General features: G+C 53.5%; 10 protein-coding genes. All 10 read right to left on the bottom strand.

The annotated features are described in order from the left end of the window. Positions 1 to 11 precede the first annotated feature (11 nt). On the bottom strand, positions 12 to 905 hold the full coding sequence (locus ABIE48_RS10505; RefSeq protein WP_145021317.1) for a carbohydrate ABC transporter permease: 894 nt from the start codon (positions 903 to 905) through the stop codon (positions 12 to 14). 27 nt (positions 906 to 932) lie between these two features. Continuing rightward, positions 933 to 1,892, bottom strand: a complete 960-nt coding sequence (locus tag ABIE48_RS10500; protein ID WP_145023091.1) for an ABC transporter permease — start codon at positions 1,890 to 1,892, stop codon at positions 933 to 935. Between the two features lie 32 nt (positions 1,893 to 1,924). Then, positions 1,925 to 4,654, bottom strand: coding sequence for an alpha-L-rhamnosidase (locus ABIE48_RS10495; RefSeq protein WP_192714608.1), 2,730 nt, complete (start codon positions 4,652 to 4,654; stop codon positions 1,925 to 1,927). A 28-nt stretch (positions 4,655 to 4,682) separates the two neighbouring features. Further along, on the bottom strand, positions 4,683 to 5,684 hold the full coding sequence (locus tag ABIE48_RS10490) for a hypothetical protein (protein WP_192714609.1): 1,002 nt from the start codon (positions 5,682 to 5,684) through the stop codon (positions 4,683 to 4,685). 187 nt (positions 5,685 to 5,871) lie between these two features. Then, the gene (locus tag ABIE48_RS10485) at positions 5,872 to 6,753 is read right to left on the bottom strand and encodes a beta-keto acid cleavage family enzyme (protein ID WP_192714610.1); all 882 of its coding nucleotides are present in this window, start codon (positions 6,751 to 6,753) and stop codon (positions 5,872 to 5,874) included. Next, positions 6,750 to 8,261 (bottom strand): four-carbon acid sugar kinase family protein, encoded by a 1,512-nt coding sequence (locus tag ABIE48_RS10480; protein WP_354518832.1) that lies wholly within the window; start codon positions 8,259 to 8,261, stop codon positions 6,750 to 6,752. Before ABIE48_RS10480 ends, ABIE48_RS10485 begins: the two co-directional genes overlap by 4 nt. Beyond that, positions 8,248 to 8,910: an aspartate/glutamate racemase family protein gene (locus tag ABIE48_RS10475; RefSeq protein ID WP_192714611.1), complete on the bottom strand. Its 663-nt coding sequence runs from the start codon at positions 8,908 to 8,910 to the stop codon at positions 8,248 to 8,250. Before ABIE48_RS10475 ends, ABIE48_RS10480 begins: the two co-directional genes overlap by 14 nt. Before the next feature lie 111 nt (positions 8,911 to 9,021). Continuing rightward, positions 9,022 to 10,746 (bottom strand): glycoside hydrolase family protein, encoded by a 1,725-nt coding sequence (locus ABIE48_RS10470; RefSeq protein WP_145021328.1) that lies wholly within the window; start codon positions 10,744 to 10,746, stop codon positions 9,022 to 9,024. Positions 10,747 to 10,982: 236 nt separating this feature from the next. After that, positions 10,983 to 13,664 carry a family 78 glycoside hydrolase catalytic domain gene (locus ABIE48_RS10465; RefSeq protein ID WP_192714612.1) on the bottom strand — a complete coding sequence of 894 codons (2,682 nt, stop codon included), beginning with the start codon at positions 13,662 to 13,664 and terminating at the stop codon, positions 10,983 to 10,985. A 51-nt stretch (positions 13,665 to 13,715) separates the two neighbouring features. Beyond that, positions 13,716 to 16,763 (bottom strand): glycoside hydrolase family 2 TIM barrel-domain containing protein, encoded by a 3,048-nt coding sequence (locus ABIE48_RS10460; RefSeq protein ID WP_192714613.1) that lies wholly within the window; start codon positions 16,761 to 16,763, stop codon positions 13,716 to 13,718. Between the last annotated feature and the right edge of the window lie 23 nt (positions 16,764 to 16,786).

Here is a 16,786-nt window from a genome sequence, read left to right as displayed (position 1 = left end):
TTATGATCGGCCTACTCTTTAAGTGAACCGACCATTACACCTTTCACAAAAAACTTTTGCACAAAAGGATATACCAGAATAATTGGCAGGCTTACGACCATGAGAGCTGTCATTTGCAGTGATTTGGGAGTAATTGTGCTAGAGATCATATCTCCCACGCCGCCGGCTGCGCCAAGTTGGCTGATCATTTCCTGAGCCGAATTGGAGTTAATCATATTCATCAAATAGTTCTGTACTGGCAGCAGTTTGGCATTGTTGATGTAGATACCGGACGAGAACCATTCATTCCAGAAGAACACCGCTTGGAATAGAGACAGCGTAGCGATGACAGGACCGGATAAACGAATGATGATGCGAAAAAATAGACCGTAATGGTTACACCCGTCGAGCATAGCTGATTCCTCCAGTTCTTTCGGCAGCTCCTGGAAAAACGTGCGGAACACAATCATATTCCATACGCTAATGGTCCAAGGAACGAACAATACCCAAAAGTTGTTGAACAGCCCGAGCTCTCTGAGCCATAAATAGGTTGGAATGAGTCCACCGCTGAAATACATCGTAAATATCGCGATGACCATGTAGTATTTTCGCCCGACTGTATCTCTGCGGGATAAACCGTATGCGAGCAACGCCGTGAAGAATATAGAAACAGCCGTCCCGCTAACGGTTCTTAATGCGGAAATCCCTAAAGCTTTAAAAAATCGCGGATCACTCAGGATCACCTTGTAATTATCGAACGTCAACTGTCTGGGCCATATCGTCAGACCGCCCAATGATGTATCTATACCGGCATTCAATGAGATGACCAGCGCATTCCAAAATGGGTACAGGGATACCAGTGCAAGTATGATCAGTACGGTATAAACAAAGATTTGCAGAAACCGATCTTCGAGGCTGAGCTTCATGTTCCTACCTCCCGCGCTATAACTGGGTTACCACAATGACGACCCTGACATTCTTCTTGCGATGGAGTTGGCCCCCCACAGAAGCAGCACATTAATGATAGATTTAAACAATCCCGCAGCCGTAGCGAATGAATATCGCTGCTGGTTGACGCCAAAATTGTAGACATAGGTATCAATGACTTCCGACACATCACGCAGAATGGTATTTTTCCCGCTGTTCGTAATGGCTAATATGTCTTCGAACCCTGCATTCAGCAAGTTACCGATATGCAAAATGAGGAAGATCGTCACAACAGGTGCTATGCTTGGCAGCGTGACCAAAACCATTTGTTTGAATCTGCCTGCACCATCCATCGCGGCTGCTTCATATAGGTGCGGATTGATACCTGTGATGGCAGCCAGGTAGACAATGGAGCTGAAGCCGATCTCTTTCCATATCCCAGCGGAGATTAATATGGAATAGAAGTATTTGGGCAGCGACAGCCAATTCGTCGGCTGTTCGATCAAGTTCAGCTTTTGAAGTGCGATGTTGAGGCTCCCGCCTTCAACCGCCAAGATCGAAAATAAAAGGCCGGATACGATAACCCAGGAAATAAAATGCGGCAGGTACGTTAACGTCTGCACGATTCTCTTGAAGGCGGCAAGCCGTACTTCATTGAGCATCAGCGCAAGGATAATCGGAGCCGGAAAGATGAAGATCAGTTTCAGCAGCGCGATGACCAGCGTATTTTTCATAATCATGAAGAAGTCGGAGGATTCAAAAAACAATCTAAACTGTTTGAAGCCCACCCATGGACTGCCCGAGATCCCTTGGAAAATATCAAACTCTTTGAATGCGATCGTAATCCCATACATCGGGATGTAACTAAATACAACAATGAAGAGAATTCCCGGCAGGATCATCGATTGTACTTGCCATTGGCCGGCAAGCCTGCGCAGCAATCTATTCGAGCGCGTCATGTTTACGCCGGATGCAGTCCGTTTCATAACAGATTTGTCACTCACGTTGTTCACGACCTTTACTTGAAATGACCGGGCCAAGTCCCATTTATTGGTGATGGATCATCTTCATGCTTACTTGTGAACACATACGTGCCAGAGCCTGTATGAAAGACAGCGATCCCGTTCTCATAACGCATCAATTCCGGACCCTGCATGCCGGAAATCGGAAGACCCCGCTCCGTAATTTGTTCCATATCGTCCGCCGGAATATAGATAACCGCCTCCGTGTTTACCGGGACATGAACTTGAACAGTTAAACAACCGTCCTCGCCCCTCGTCCATTGAACAGCTGCCCGCCCGGATCGGAGGTCGCACCATGCCTCCGCCCAATCCACGCCGCCTACCACATTCGGCTGTACCGTTAAGACATAATGCTCCTGTTCCGGATCATACCTGTAATCCAATCCGGCCAGGTAGCTGTACAGCCATTCCTCCAAATGACCCAGCATGAAATGATTCTGGGATTTGCCGGCGGTCGGTCCGTCCCAGGCTTCCGTTAACGAAGTTGCTCCACTCACGATCTGATATCCGTAGCCCGGCGTTTCTGTGTTTTGCGTCATGCGGAAAATGAGATCCGACCGGCCTGCCTGTGCTAAAGCCAGCAGTACGTACCGATGCCCGACATCACCGGCGGTAGTTTGATATCCGCGGCCGGTGATACCGTCGATAAGCCATTCTAGTACCTGACAATGCTTTTCTTCCGGCGCAAGTCCAATGGCAAGAGCCATGGCCTGCGCAGTGTCACTACCATTTGCATACATCCCGGTCCCGTAATTTAAAAACTCCTCATTAAAAGCGGCTTGGATCTGGCGGCTCTGCTCACCATACATGCAGGCATCCTCGGGTCTTTCCAATACTCCCGCTATTTTCTCCATCACGACGCTCAATTCGTAGTAAATCGCCGTTTCGACGAGTGCCACCGGCGTATTCTGCGCGAAGCCGGGACCCTTCGGCCCGATATCGTACCAATCTCCCAGCCCGTGCCGAAGAATACAGCCGTCTGCGCGGCTTGCCAGATAATCGGCATATCTCTTCATCCCCTCGTAATGCCGCCTCAGCACCCCGTCATTTCCGTAGCGCTGCAGCAGCTCCCATCCCGCCAAAATATACGCGCCGCCCCATGCGGCCGCATCGCGGAACATTTCCCAGGGTTTCTCGAAAACGACGTACTCCGGAGCCGTCGTCGGAATCAAGCCGTTCGGCTGCTGCGCATCCGCCATATCCTCCATCACCTTGCACAGCAGTGCCTCAACGTCATAGTTGAACATCAGCGACGGGCCCATCAGGTGAAGTTGTTCCAGCCAGCCAAGCTTCTCACGATGCGGGCAATCGGTGAACACGCTTTTCATGTTGCTCCGCATCGCCCAGCCTATAATCTCATGAATGCGATTCAGCAGTTGATTCGAGCAGCGGAATCCGCCGGTGTCCGGAATCTCGGGATATATCATTTGTCCTTGCAAGCTGTGCAGTACGGGAATGCCTTCACTGCTTGATGCGTCTTCCTGAGGAACAGCCCCTTCCACCTGTACATAGCGGAAGCCGTAATATGTAAATCTGGGCCGCCAAATTTCAAGCCCTTCGCCCTTCAACACGTAACTCCATCGGTAGGGTGAACCCGTCCAGCGCTGATCCGCCACACCATCTGCGGTTAACAGCTCGGAAGGCGTCAAGGTGATGACCGCCCCCGCCGGACCCGATACCGAAATTTCAGGCCATCCCGAGAAATTCTGACCGAGATCCAGGACAAAGATTTCCGGCTTGGGTTCAGTCACTTTCGAAACCTCAAAGCGTTTCTTCACTGTGATCGCCTGGGCGGTCTGCGCCGATAAAATGCCCGTGGGAGCTTCCACCCTTGCGGCAGCTGCCCAATTCCCGTCAGGCTGAAAATACGGGCGGTCCCAGCCGGGCTGCTCGCATCTCGCATCGTAATCCTCTCCCCCGTAAATGCATGAAAATCGCAGGGGACTACCGGATACGCTCCACGATTCGTCCGTGCAGATCGTTTCACTGGTGCCGTTCGAATAATCGATGATTAAGTTGACAAGGCATTTCGGTGTTCCGAAAGAGTTTTTAAATTTGGTATACCTGCCGCCGGTTACATGGTAAAAGCCGTTCCCCAGCAAGACACCAACGGCATTCTCCCCCTGCTGCAGCTCATGCGTAATATCGTATACCGTATACAGAATGGTCCTGTCGTAGTCAGTCCAGCCTGGATCAAGCTCTCTCGCACCGACTTTATAGCCATTGAGCCGGAGTTCGTAATGTCCCAGACCGCAAATATAAGCCCTGGCTTGGCGCACGTCCCCCCAAACGATGAACGAACGGCGAAATTGCGGCAGCGGCCGCCCTATTTCTGCAGCTTGAGGATCACCGATCCACGCTCCCGACCAATTTTCCTGCGACCGTAAACCCATCTCCCACCATGCAATAGAGCTGACGGCAGCATTTCCTTCCTCATCCCACACTGTGACGCGCCAAAACAGCAGCTGTCTGGGCAGCAGCTTCGCCCCGTTATATGGAATGTCGGTATGCCGCCTGCTCGTCACCACGCCGCTGTCCCACATGTCAAAGCAGCCGTCTGCCAAACGCCTCTGGCTCGATGCAACGACGATCCTGTAGGCTTTCTGCCTGAGCGAACGTTGATCCGATGCGCCGTATGACCAGCTAAGGCGAGGTGAATCGGAATCGATTCCCAGCGGACAGATTCGTCCTTCCGTCCACATGGCATCTACTGTGATTGGTGTCATCTCTTATAGTCCCCCTATCCGACTGGCGTTACCGCGGAAGCGGCTTTGATGTCGCAACGGTGATCGTGCGGAATTCCGGAAAAACGTTGCAGGTGCGATCGCCTTCCTTCGGTTTTCGGCTTGCCGTATAGAAATGGTACAGGATCCCGTTATGAGCTATGACGGACGGCTTATGGGCAAAGGTCTCATCCAGCTCACCTTCTCCGCCGACGGTAATAATCGGCTCAGGATGTTTATTCCAATGGCGCAAATCAGGGGAGAGCGCAATTCCTTCTTGCGCTTTCTTGTAGTTGTAGCCGAAGTAGAACATGGCCCACTCATTTCCGTTGCGCAGCACGCAGGGGTCGCTGGCGAATCCGGAGTCCCATGCCTCAGGCGTCACCTGGATCACCGGATTATACGGATGTCTGTCCCAATGAATTAAATCCGTGGACGTGGCGAGCCCTGTCTGTTCGATCCAGCGGCCATGGTTCTTGTTCTTGGCATTATAAAACAGGTAGAACGTCCCCTCATGCTCAAGCAGGCACTCCTTATACAGTCCGCCCCGTTCCCATGATTCGCCATCTTCGGGTGTTAAAATGGGCCGTTCAAGGCGGTTCCAGTGAAGCAGGTTTTCATCCTCTGTCCAGGCAAGACCGATACGGGCCGATCCTTCCTCGTATCCCTCCCAGGGATAAGAGTGATAGGCAAGCCAATACTTTCCGTTCCATTTTTTCAGCTTGGCCGGTCCCTGCATATCGTTCTCCCGCATGATCCATGTACCAGCGACATTTCTGGAATCCCAACCGGAACCTTCTTCCCGGCGCAAAATCGTAGACAGATGCTCCCAGCGAAGCAGATCGTCGCTAACGGCAAGCGCCGTTTGGTAGCCCAGCCCATCGAATCCGACATACATCATATAGAAACGATTCTGATGCTCAAACACAAAAGGACAGTCTACGGCATGATGATCAAATGCGCCTTGATCCCCCGAGCCCACAAGGACCGGCTCTTTCCATTTGTAAGGCGTTAAGTAGCTGCGGATGTCCACGCTCGCCACTCCCTTCAGAAATATACTCCAGCATCGAACGCATGCGAAAGATTATGGACGGCAGTTTCGCACACGTGTGCATTTTAACTTAACTGCAGCTAACGAACGAGGCAGTGCATTGTCTCCTCAATCGTTCGTTCCCAGCCGCTGGGCTGAAACGCTTCACCCCTTCCCTTTGGATCGCCATTCAAAAACGGACCATGGATGAATACGGATAATGCAAGCACTTAGCCGATCGCTGTGAGAGCCAGGTCCGCTTAGTCCACGGTCCGCTGCGGGGCACCGAGGATTTGCCTGCATCCTCCGGACTTGCAACCTCCAGCTCCATGGCATGAATGATATCCGCTACCTTGGACACCAGCTCCGCGTTATGCGCTGCTCTGCGATCGCGGTTCAAATAATCGCTGTCTTCAAAACCAATGCGCACAAGACTCGCCCCCATCGCGATCGCCGCGGAAATGATGCAGTAATCCATACGGTTAGCATGCGTAATGCCCCATAGCGCATCATGAGGCACAAGGCTGCGAAGGGCAATTAAGGCGTCTATCGTCGCGGGTGCGCCACCCGGATGTCCCAGCACCAGATCAAACATGAGCGGCTTCGGCAAGGAATAGTCCCGATCCAGCTCCAGGACGGTATGAATCATGCCGAGCTCAAAGATTTCAATTTCCGGGATTTTCCCGTGATTGATCATTTGCTCTACGCAATAACGCACGTCGCGGATCGGATTCCTGTAAATCGCTTCCCCCAGGTTAAGCGAACCTACATTTAATGAAACCGTCTCAACCTTATCGTAGCTCAGCGGTGCACAGCGCTGCTGAATCGTCAGGTCAGACAGGCCGCCGGTTGAAGCCTGAATCACAATGTCGCTGTCTTTCGTAATGCGCTCAACGGTATCCTGGTATACATCCATATCGTCGGTTAATTTGCCCGTTCGGTCCCGCACATGCATGTGCACCATTGCTGCGCCCGCACGGCCGGCTACGATAACCTCTTCTGCCAGGCCCGCCGGATCAATCGAAGCGGACAGCGCCGGAGTAGGCGCTACAGAGATGATCACTTTTCTCATACGGTCAGCTCCTCCACAATATCAAGCAGCGTCGTGTCTTCCCCCACATTCCCTGGAAAAATAATATAAGGAAGATGTGGATACTTGCTCTCTTCCCCGCAAATCCATACAGGGATGCCCGGCCTGATCTGGCCAGCGACCACCGCCACGGTCACCCCTAATGCCTTCGTTCCAATATCGCTCGAGGTGATGCCCCCTTTGGCCACGATAAAACGTGGGCGAACGGTCAATTGACCTACGATCTCCGTCAGCGCAGCCGAGATGCGAACGGCAATGCGAAGCTCATCCTCCTTGCTGCCGTTATCGATATCAAACCGTTCGCGCCTCGTGCGCAGCACGACGGTGCAGCCTGCCTTCAGCCGCTCCACGGTCTGTTCAGAGGCCCGCGATATTTCACACCGCCACGTCTTATCCTGCCCAGCAGCCAAATGCTGGTTAAGTTCAACCACGGCGACATCCCGGCGGCGCTCCAGCAGTTGAAGCTGTTCCGTCGAGAGACGGGTATGCGAGCCCGCGACTATGAGTCCGCCGTCAACCGCTGCCGTGGATTGTCCATCATTCAGTTCCTGGGTTTGAAACAACTCCTTCGCCTTCAAAAGCGGCCGCTCCTGAATCCCGCCGAAAACGCGAACGAAGCTGGCTGCAGTCCGGAACAAAAAACACTTGCCCTGTTCTAATGCTTCGTACAGCGCCAGACAGAAAACCTCAGCGTCACCGTAATCGAGTGCATTTACAATCACTTTATGGAAGCCGCAGACCGACATGAGCTTCCCTGCAATGCCGGATATATCATAAGCACGCAGCTCTTGAAGCGAGATGGCGGCGACGTCCTGCGCACAAAATAGACCGGAAGTCTTCTCTTCCACCCATGCGCGCAAATCGGAAGATTGATAGCCGAACGTTTTGTCCTTCGCGAATTCCGTCTCCCCGCTCGGTATCAGAAATCCTTGACTCTCCACATAGTGCGTATTATGAACCGTATATCGTCCGCCTTCTTTAAAGAATGGAAAAATAATTTCTCCGTCGATTTTCGTGCCCGTCTCCGATTCGATCACATCCCGCAGCGTTTCGGTCTCCAAAGGATAGTGGCCCCGTAAGGTTGAATCGCTGCGGCTCACAAGGATGAACGGCCGGTTCAGTTCCCGGGATATACGAATAATGTTGTTAACCGCCTCGCGATGGACTACCCGCGTCTCCTCTGCAGTCAAGCTGCGCGAATTGGTCAGGATGAAAAACAGCTTCTCTTCCGTAAGAAATCTGCGGCGAATAAGCTCGGGATCCCAGCCTGTCACGACGGTGACGCCGTGAACCGTCTGCACGCCGGTTGGATCATCATCCAGCACAATGATAGTCCCGGGACGGTCCGATATAGCCTTCCTGAGCCGTAATGTTACGGAAGGATCAACCGCGTGATCGTATGCCTTCATGACGTCGCCCAGCTTTAACCTCTCCATAACCAGCGTCCCTTTCGAAATTTTTCGCAAGTCCGGCATTTTACAGCTTCTCAAGCAGTTCCTTCACCTGCTGCACGCCATAGCGCGGAGAGGAAAATACTTCTTTTCCCGTCGCATCCCATAGTCTCCGCTCCATTCTAGCCATAGAACCCTGGGCCAGGACGATAGCATCGGCTTGCCCTGCTACGCGAAGCGCCGTGCGCAGCAGAATTTCGTCGTGCTCTTCCGGCCGGCCGGATCCGAGCGCATCAAAAGCCCCTTCCGCCAGCCCGTTTACAATTTCGATCGCTTTGCCCGCTTCATCGGCTTTCTTCGCGATCAAGCGCATGGTCGGGGCCAGCGTTGTCGGCAGCGTCGCCACCACCGCTATGCGATGGAAGCTCTCCACTGCTTTCTCAGCCATCCTCTCATCAATTTTCACGATCGGAATCCCGATCATGCCGCGCGCTTCATCCGCCACCTCGCCAACGGAAGAGCATGTATTCAAAATCATGTCGGCGCCCAATTCCTCCCCGTGGCGATAGTACTGGACAAGGCGCTTCATAACACCCGGCGTTACCTGCCCCGCCTTTACGACATCGCCGATCAGGCTGTCGTCTATAATGTTAACGAGGCGGCAGTCCGGCAGCATTTCCTGGAACACAGCCTTGAGCGGTTCCATAAGCCCCTGGCCTGTGTACACGGCCACTACCGTTTTGGTCATTATGCCAACTCTCCTTTGCCGTTTAGAATGAGGCTGCCATGAACCCTTGAGCGTTCAAACCATCCTTTTATGCAGAAAACAGCACCGCCATGGCAGCCTTGACGAACGTTGTTACCATATGAAGTCTTTTTCCGGTATCCTCAAACTGCCTTCCCGCAACGGCGCCGTATCAAACACGCTGCGCGTCGAATATAACGGCTTGTTTTTCCCTTGAGGCGTAATATGGATGACATCATCGCCGCGCCACTCCGTGATGAATTGTTGTCCCACCGCGGTTTCAACGGTCGTGCGGAAGCTTAGCGGAAAAGTGATGGTGATCGTCTCGCCCGCAAAGGCTTCATCCAGTTGCAGGAAGCAGCGGTTGACCCAGCGGCTGGGTTCTTTGCCGTGACCTTCAATGACGGAACCCTGCCGTTCACGGCGGTACCGTATCTTCGTGAATCCGGCCCATTCGGGAATGCGGACCCGTAATCGGGGAATATCTTGGTGCACCTTCAGCACAAGCTTCCCTTCATGCGGAAGATAACTGTTGACGTCAAGCCACTTGGAGCCCCGGTTTAGCAGGAAGTTGACGCTGACCGTGCCGTTTTTCTCCGTGACGGTGTTGCTCCAGCCCATGAACAGGCCGCGTGTCCCCGAGCCCAAACAGCAGATTTGCAAATCGTTCGTATGCCCGCGGCCTTCGATGACGTCGCACACGAAATCATTTGGCGCAGAGTAGCCTGCAAAAGAACCTCTTGTACGCTCTGCCACCTTGTAATACGTTGCGCGCGCATGGACATCCTTCGAGCGGTCGTCGCTCTGCTTCACCCAGCCCAGGTCCAGCAGCTGCGACTCGGCCAAGTGATTGCGGATGAAGCGTTCCACAACTCCCCAATACTCGACATATCCGCTCTGGGCGAGCGTTATGCCCGTTGAGATCAGGTCTACGAGCGAGCAGGTTTCATGCTCGTACGCTTGCTCATGCATATCTCCCGGCGTCCAGCCGAAAGAAGTGCCGATCGTCAGGGCCCAGTCGTAGCTTTTTTTCACCCAGGCAATCATCGCTGCATTTCCCGTAAACACCCCGAAACGGGCGATTGCGTCCAGTGTACCGATGCGCGTATGGAAATGTCCGCTGCGATAAGCAAGCGAGGTATTAAAGCTGCCATCTTCATTAAATACTCCGCTGCGCTCCATAATCAGCGCCGTGAAAAATTCACACAGCTCAAATGCATCTGGATTGCCGGTAACTTCATGGTATTTCAGCAGCGGCATAATAAGGCGCCCGCTAAAAGAGGCCGGATCCGGGGCCAACCGAAGCTGCGCGGCATTGGCTGACGGCCAGCCGTTTTCCTTGTATTCCGAAGCCGGGTAGTACCAAATGTCCCGCTCCTTAATAGCAATTCTTTTCAAGGCTGCGACATGACGATCCGCGTGCTCCTTTACTTTCAAATCACCGCTCTCCATGTACCAAGAGGTTAACGCCAGAATAACAGCGCGCTGATCGATCAAATTGGCGTTCGTCTCCCATCGGTGAACTGGATTCAACTGGCGGTAGCTCAGACCGTCTTCCTTGAAAAAAGACAATAAATTGCTCCGGTATTTCTCCTCGGTCTCCTTGCCCTCCGTTGAGCCGCTCATATGCCGCGCCAGCACCAAAGCGTCCACCATACGGCCGTGGGATGAGCCATAGTCCCAGTCGCCATGAGTCATTTTGGCGGGCTCCGCCATCAGGTCTGCGGCAAAGAACGGAATATGGCCAAAGTCATGATCGGCCATGCCGATGATGGCGTTGATCGCATGCGCCGCCCTCTCCTCCAGCATCAACGTATCCGGAATTACACCCTTTTCCATTTCGTCATCTCCTCAAAGTTTTGTGAGCGTTACTACCTGAATCAGCTTCGAACAAAACTCACTTCGGAAGCATTGGCTTAGTTTTGTGTGCGTTACTGCCTGAATCGGCTTCGGACAACACTCTCCTCGGAAGCATTGGCTTAGTTTTGTAATTCGTAAGGGCCGGCCGGTATGACAGGCAACGCTTTCATTTTGTCGGAATTCAACGGAAAGCGAAATCTGAACCGCCATTATTATCAGCCAATGACGATTGTGCCGTCACGCTGCCCCCGCGCCAGCTGGGATGTAAAGGCCCACGTTCCTGATCCCACCTGAAAAGAAGCCGTCCGCCGGTCAGACGTATACGATGGCGTTAGCGACGCCTCCGAAACAACATTCTTTCCCGGTACATGCACGGTAGCGGTCGTATTCGCCGGAATCGTAACCTGCAGCTGGAATCCTCCGGACTCCGTAGCCTCCCAAAGCACTTCATGGCGGCCGTACAGGCTGTCATAGCTTGCTTGTAAAGACGTGATCCTGCCATCCGGATGCGGCTGGATGACCGCATGTTTGAAGCCCGGGTGCTCCGGATCCGCTTCCAGACCCGCCATGTAACGGAACATCCACTCGCCGACGGAACCGAGGGAATAGTGGTTGAACGAATTCATGCTCGGCGTCTGGAAGCCGTTATGCTCGGTCCATCCGTCCCACCGCTCCCAAATCGTCGTTGCCCCATGCTTGATAGAATACATCCATGACGGGAATTCTTCCTGCAGCAGCAATGTATACGCCAGATCCTGATAACCGTGATCGGTTAACGCCGGCAGGAGGTATCCTACGCCGAGGAAGCCGGTTGACAGGCGGTTGCCGCGCGCACGAATGTCGTCAGCCAGATGTGCTGCAGCCTGCAGCCGCTGCTCCGGCGTCAGCAATCCGAATTGAAGGGCGAGCACGTAGACCGTTTGGGTCTCGCCATGAATCCGGCCCTGCGCATCGACGAACGCTTGACGGAAGGCTGCAGAAATATCGTCGAACAATTGTTCAAAGCGCCGCTGGTCACCCGTTTTTCCAAGCGTTTCGGAAATCAGTCCCATCACCTTGGTGCTGTAAGCAAAATAGGCGGTGGCGAGCACATCCTTCGGCGTATCCGCGTCGATCGATAACCAGTCTCCGTAGTTGGCGTAAGCCGGGCGAATCAAATGGTCGCTCATCGATATCAGGTACTCCACCCAGCGCACCATCGCATCGTAATGGGTCTCCAGAATCCGCCGGTCTCCGTACATGAGGTACAAGGTCCACGGGATAATCACGCCCGCGTCCCCCCAGCCGGCATTGTCAGGCGCAAACCAGTTGAGCCGGGTATTCCACATCTTGTGCCGGATCCAACCCGCGTCCGGCGCGACGTCGGTAAATGCTCCTGAAGGCTGCTGAGCATCGATCATATCCCATATGAATTTTTCGAAAAAACGGGATACGTCCATATTGTAGGTTGCTGCTCTCGCGAAAATCTGGGCATCCCCCGTCCAGCCCAGGCGCTCATCACGCTGAGGGCAATCCGTCGGCACGGAGAGGAAGTTCCCGCGCTGCCCCCAAGTAATATTCGAGTAGAGCTTATTCACCATCGGGTCCGACGTCGTCAAGCTGCCGGTAACCGGCGTATCGGAATGAACGACTTTGCCGATGATCGTATCCAGGTCCGGCTCCCCCGGATAACCGATCAGTTCCACATAGCGGAAGCCGTGGAAGGTGAAATGCGGCTCGTATCGCTCCACGCCTCCGCCTTTCAAAATATAATGATCCTGCTGAACCGCTTCGCGCAGGTTTTCCAGGTACAATGTACCGTCCGGATTCAGCATCTCGGCATGGCTGAGCGTGATTCGGGTTCCGTGTTCGCCGGTCACGGTCAGTTCCGTCCAGCCAACCATGTTCTGCCCCATATCATATATGTAAGTGCCAGCCTCGGTTTTGCGGACGCTGATCGGCTTTTGAGTGCGCGTTATCCGAATCGGCGGCTCTATGGCCGCTGTCAGCAAGCCGTTATAACCGGGCCTGATGTCGGGCAGCTGCCAATCCGCGTCATCATAACCGGCCTTATCCCATCCCGGTCGTTCCGCCGTCGCATCGTACAGCTCGCCTTTGATGAAATCGGAGTATCGAATCGGGCCGTCCGCCGTTTTCCAGCTTCCATCCGTCATGAACAGCTCTTTCGTGTCGTCGGTATATTCCACGGACATTTGCAGGAACAGGAACGGGCGCTCTCCGTAAACTTTGTCATGCAGAAAGCCTACGGTACCCGAGTACCATCCCTCCCCCAGAACAGCCCCGATGGCATTGCTTCCCTGATGCAGCTTGGAGGTCACGTCAAACGCTTGGATTTGGACGCGCTTATTGTAATCGGTCCAGCCTGGAGCGAATAAGTGACTGACGATTTCGCCGTTCACCCGCAGCTGATAGATACCGAGCGCGGTGACATACACCATCGCACGTCTCACATCAGCGGCTGCGTGGAATTCTTTTCGAAATAACGGTGCCGGTTGTCTCTCCAGACCCGGATCGGCTTTGCGGCCAATCCACAGTGCCTTCCAGCCGGTCCGGGATAAAATGCCCATACTCCACCTTTGCGGCTTGCTCCATACCGGACTTGAATCCTTACCCGTCCATACGCATACCTTCCAGAAGTAATCGGTATCTGATGCCAACGGTGCTCCATCATACCTAATATGCGTGGATTGATCGCTCTCGAGCCTGCCGCTGTCCCACATCTCGCCGACATTTCGGGAAAGGGAATCCTGTGAGGCGGATACGAGTAATCGATACGCGCTTTGATTCACGTTGCGTGTATCCGACGCGATCTTCCAGAATAAACGCGGCTGCAGTACATCCAAGCCTAACGGGTCCGCCAAATATTCAGTCCTGCAGTCCGTAATGACAACTGACATGATGTTCTCCCCCAATTATGTTTTGTTCGGCAGCCTCTGCCCGGGCATACTTCAACGAGCCCTGAAAGGCTGCAATAGAAACGAAAAAGCCTGTTTTTCTGCCGGAAGCAAGTATTGCTTGAGCGTCGGCGCATAGCCGCAGCTGTGATTGCCGATTCCGCTCTGGGCAGCGTCCAGCTTGAGCTCAATATGGTCCAACGGTGACAATTGATGAACGTGTTTCTTGCGCGTCAGCTCCTCGGCCGAATAAAAGTGAGCGCTCATATGGAACAGCTCGGTACTCGTGATGAGAATGCCGTTGCCTTGATCATCGCTGTACTTGCCCCAACGTACATCCGCTTTGTTTCCGTTCTCCTGCGGTTTGATATAAGGAACGAACTGCTCTTCAACGAGCCCGCTATGAATACCCAGCTTCCCGCTTTCTTTGCGGTCGGGATAGCATTCATGCGGACCACGCCCAAACCAGGACACGTGGTTGAAGCGGCGCGGGATACCTAGCCGGATTCCCAATCTGGGCATGGGCGGCAGCTCGCGCAGCGGTTCGATGGATTGGGTCAGCTGCAGGGCACCGACGCTTGTAAACAGATAGCTCAAATTCGAACGGAATACAGGTAAGGCTCCTTTGGCGCCGATAATCAGCTTGATCTGTACAGTCCAGCCCCGCCCAGCGTCCGGCGTGACGGACAGTTCCCGAACATCGGTATGAAGGCGGTCATAGCCCGCCGCCCTCCACGCCTTGGCCAAATGGACATCATTGTCGAGCGGCGCCCGCCACAGGTTGACAGCCGGTTCTTTCACCAGCAGAGGCATGCCCTGATATTCCCAGCTCGTCAGCTTTCCTGAATCCTTGTCAAGGACAGCCTTCCAATCGTCGCCTCTAATATGAATGGCCTTTCGGGTTTCTTCCACTATAAGCTGATGGCCGGGCTCCATAACGGAAACTGCCGCCTTAATTACATCGGAATAAATAGCTTGAGGTTCCCTCGGTTCGCCAAGCGGCAGGTCTGCCCAAGCCAATTCATAGCCTGCATCCGCCCATAGTGCAGCATGACGCAGCGTAAAGCTTACATGAAGCCAATATTCGCCATTCAAAGCCCAAGCCTGCTTGCTGAATGGAAGCTCTAACTCGGAACGCTCACCCGGGGGAGTATCCAGCGCAGGGAGCTCTCCGGCCAGCATCACTTCTCCGTTGCGATATAATTTCCACGTTCCCATCAGATGTGAGAGCGATAAAAAATCGTAGCGATTGTCAATAATCAACGATTCGCCATCATCGCTGCAGCTGACCCTGACGGGCCCAAGCACCTTTTTATATTCTAAGAGCGATGCCTTCGGCGTGTTGTCGGGAAACAGCAGCCCGTCGATACAGAACGAACCGCTATGCGGCTCTTCACCGAAATCGCCTCCGTAGGCATACCATTCATAGCCTTGTTCATTTTTCCGCAGTATCGCCAGATCTCGCCATTCCCAGATCAGCCCACCGAGCAAACGGGGATATTTATCAATGGTGTTCCAGTACTCACGAAGATTACCGACCGAATTCCCCATCGCATGACCATATTCAATCATTAAATACGGCCGGGCATCCTGCTTCACGCCTTCCTGCTTCAGCATATCGACCGATGGGTACATCGTGCTCACGATATCTACCGTCTCCGCATCGTAAGCCCGCTCATAATGGATCGGCCGCGTTGAGTCCACAGACCGAATCCATGCCGCCATGGCATCGTGATTCTGTCCGTATCCCGATTCGTTGCCGAGTGACCAGACAATTACGCAGGGGTGATTTTTGTCACGTTCAACCATGCGCTTTGCTCGATCAATGTACATAGGAGTCCAATCGGGATGGTCGGATAAATAGCTTTCTGCAGCACCGCGCGCAAACCCGGGAACCTCTTGGTTCACTCGCTCACCGGTTAACGCAAATCCATGCGTCTCCAAATCCGCTTCATCAATGACGAACATACCGTAGCGATCGCATAACTCCAGCCAGCGCCGGTCATTGGGATAATGGGAGAGCCGCACCGTGTTCAAATTGTGCCGTTTCATGAGTACGATATCTTGCTCCATGTCTTCCATCGTGATGACCGCACCGCGTTCTGGATCGAACTCGTTACGGTTTACCCCTTTGATGACGATCGGTTTGCCGTTAACGAACATTCGCCCGTCGGCAATCCGAATATCGCGGAAGCCAACCTCCAATCTTCGAACCTCCTGCACAGCGGATGTTTCCTGATCCCGTACAGTGATCAACAGCGTATACAGCTGCGGATCTTCCGCTGACCACAACCTGGGCGCCTGCACGGCTTCTATCATGTTCAACCTGACCTCTTCCAGCGGGCCGGGCTGGAGCACCGAACGGTACACCCGTTCCATAATACACTCCATGCGTTCATTGAAGAGTGAGACGTCCAGCTGAAAAGGAGCACATGCCTTACGGCTTCGGTTAACAACGTCGATATCGATTTCCAGCTCGCCGGACGAATAATCCTCCGATAAATTCGTGCGAACCCTGACGTCCCTGACGCCCGCCGCGGACTCCGCGATCAGATACACGTCGCGGAAAATGCCGCTTAAACGCCATTTATCCTGCGTTTCCAAATAACTGCCCTTAGACCATTGATAAACTTGCACCGCTAACACATTGCAGCCGGATGTAAGGAAAGGGGTAATGCTGAATTCAGAAGTATAATGGCTTCCTTCACTATAACCGGCAGATTGTCCGTTCACCCAGAGCTCAAAAGCCGTATCGACTCCCTCGAATACAATATAAATTTCGCGTTCCTTCCACTCGTCCCGCAGCTGAAACTCCGTCCGGTAGCAGCCTGTCGGATTCAGCTTCGGCACATGCGGCGGATCCACAGGAAAAGGATAAGGACAGCTGCTGTATTGGGGCCGGCCAAAGCCATGGAGCTGCCAATTCGATGGAACCGGAATGGAGTGCCAGTCTTCCGATAAGGCATAGCCCTGCTGCTGATAGCCCTCAGGTGCAGCCGAGGGCGATTCCGCATAATAGAAATCCCATATGCCGTTTAACATCTGCACGTAAGAAGAGCCTGCCCGATCCCCCAGGTAAGCGCTCTCAATTGAGTCGAACAATCCCATATCCGCTCTAGGACTTT

Source organism: Paenibacillus sp. OAE614, assembly GCF_040546645.1.
In the GTDB taxonomy this organism is placed as follows: domain Bacteria; phylum Bacillota; class Bacilli; order Paenibacillales; family Paenibacillaceae; genus Paenibacillus_AQ; species Paenibacillus_AQ favisporus.
Note: the sequence above shows the minus strand (reverse complement) of the source record. Positions and strands in the feature narration are given on the sequence as shown.

What these genes read in the sequence shown, in the direction of transcription:
- ABIE48_RS10505 (WP_145021317.1), bottom strand. Translation starts at nt 905, where the DNA reads ATGAAGCTCAGCCTCGAAGATCGGTTTCTGCAAATCTTTGTTTATACC.
- ABIE48_RS10500 (WP_145023091.1), bottom strand. Translation starts at nt 1,892, where the DNA reads ATGAAACGGACTGCATCCGGCGTAAACATGACGCGCTCGAATAGATTG.
- ABIE48_RS10495 (WP_192714608.1), bottom strand. Translation starts at nt 4,654, where the DNA reads ATGACACCAATCACAGTAGATGCCATGTGGACGGAAGGACGAATCTGT.
- ABIE48_RS10485 (WP_192714610.1), bottom strand. Translation starts at nt 6,753, where the DNA reads ATGAGAAAAGTGATCATCTCTGTAGCGCCTACTCCGGCGCTGTCCGCT.
- ABIE48_RS10475 (WP_192714611.1), bottom strand. Translation starts at nt 8,910, where the DNA reads ATGACCAAAACGGTAGTGGCCGTGTACACAGGCCAGGGGCTTATGGAA.
- ABIE48_RS10470 (WP_145021328.1), bottom strand. Translation starts at nt 10,746, where the DNA reads ATGGAAAAGGGTGTAATTCCGGATACGTTGATGCTGGAGGAGAGGGCG.
- ABIE48_RS10465 (WP_192714612.1), bottom strand. Translation starts at nt 13,664, where the DNA reads ATGTCAGTTGTCATTACGGACTGCAGGACTGAATATTTGGCGGACCCG.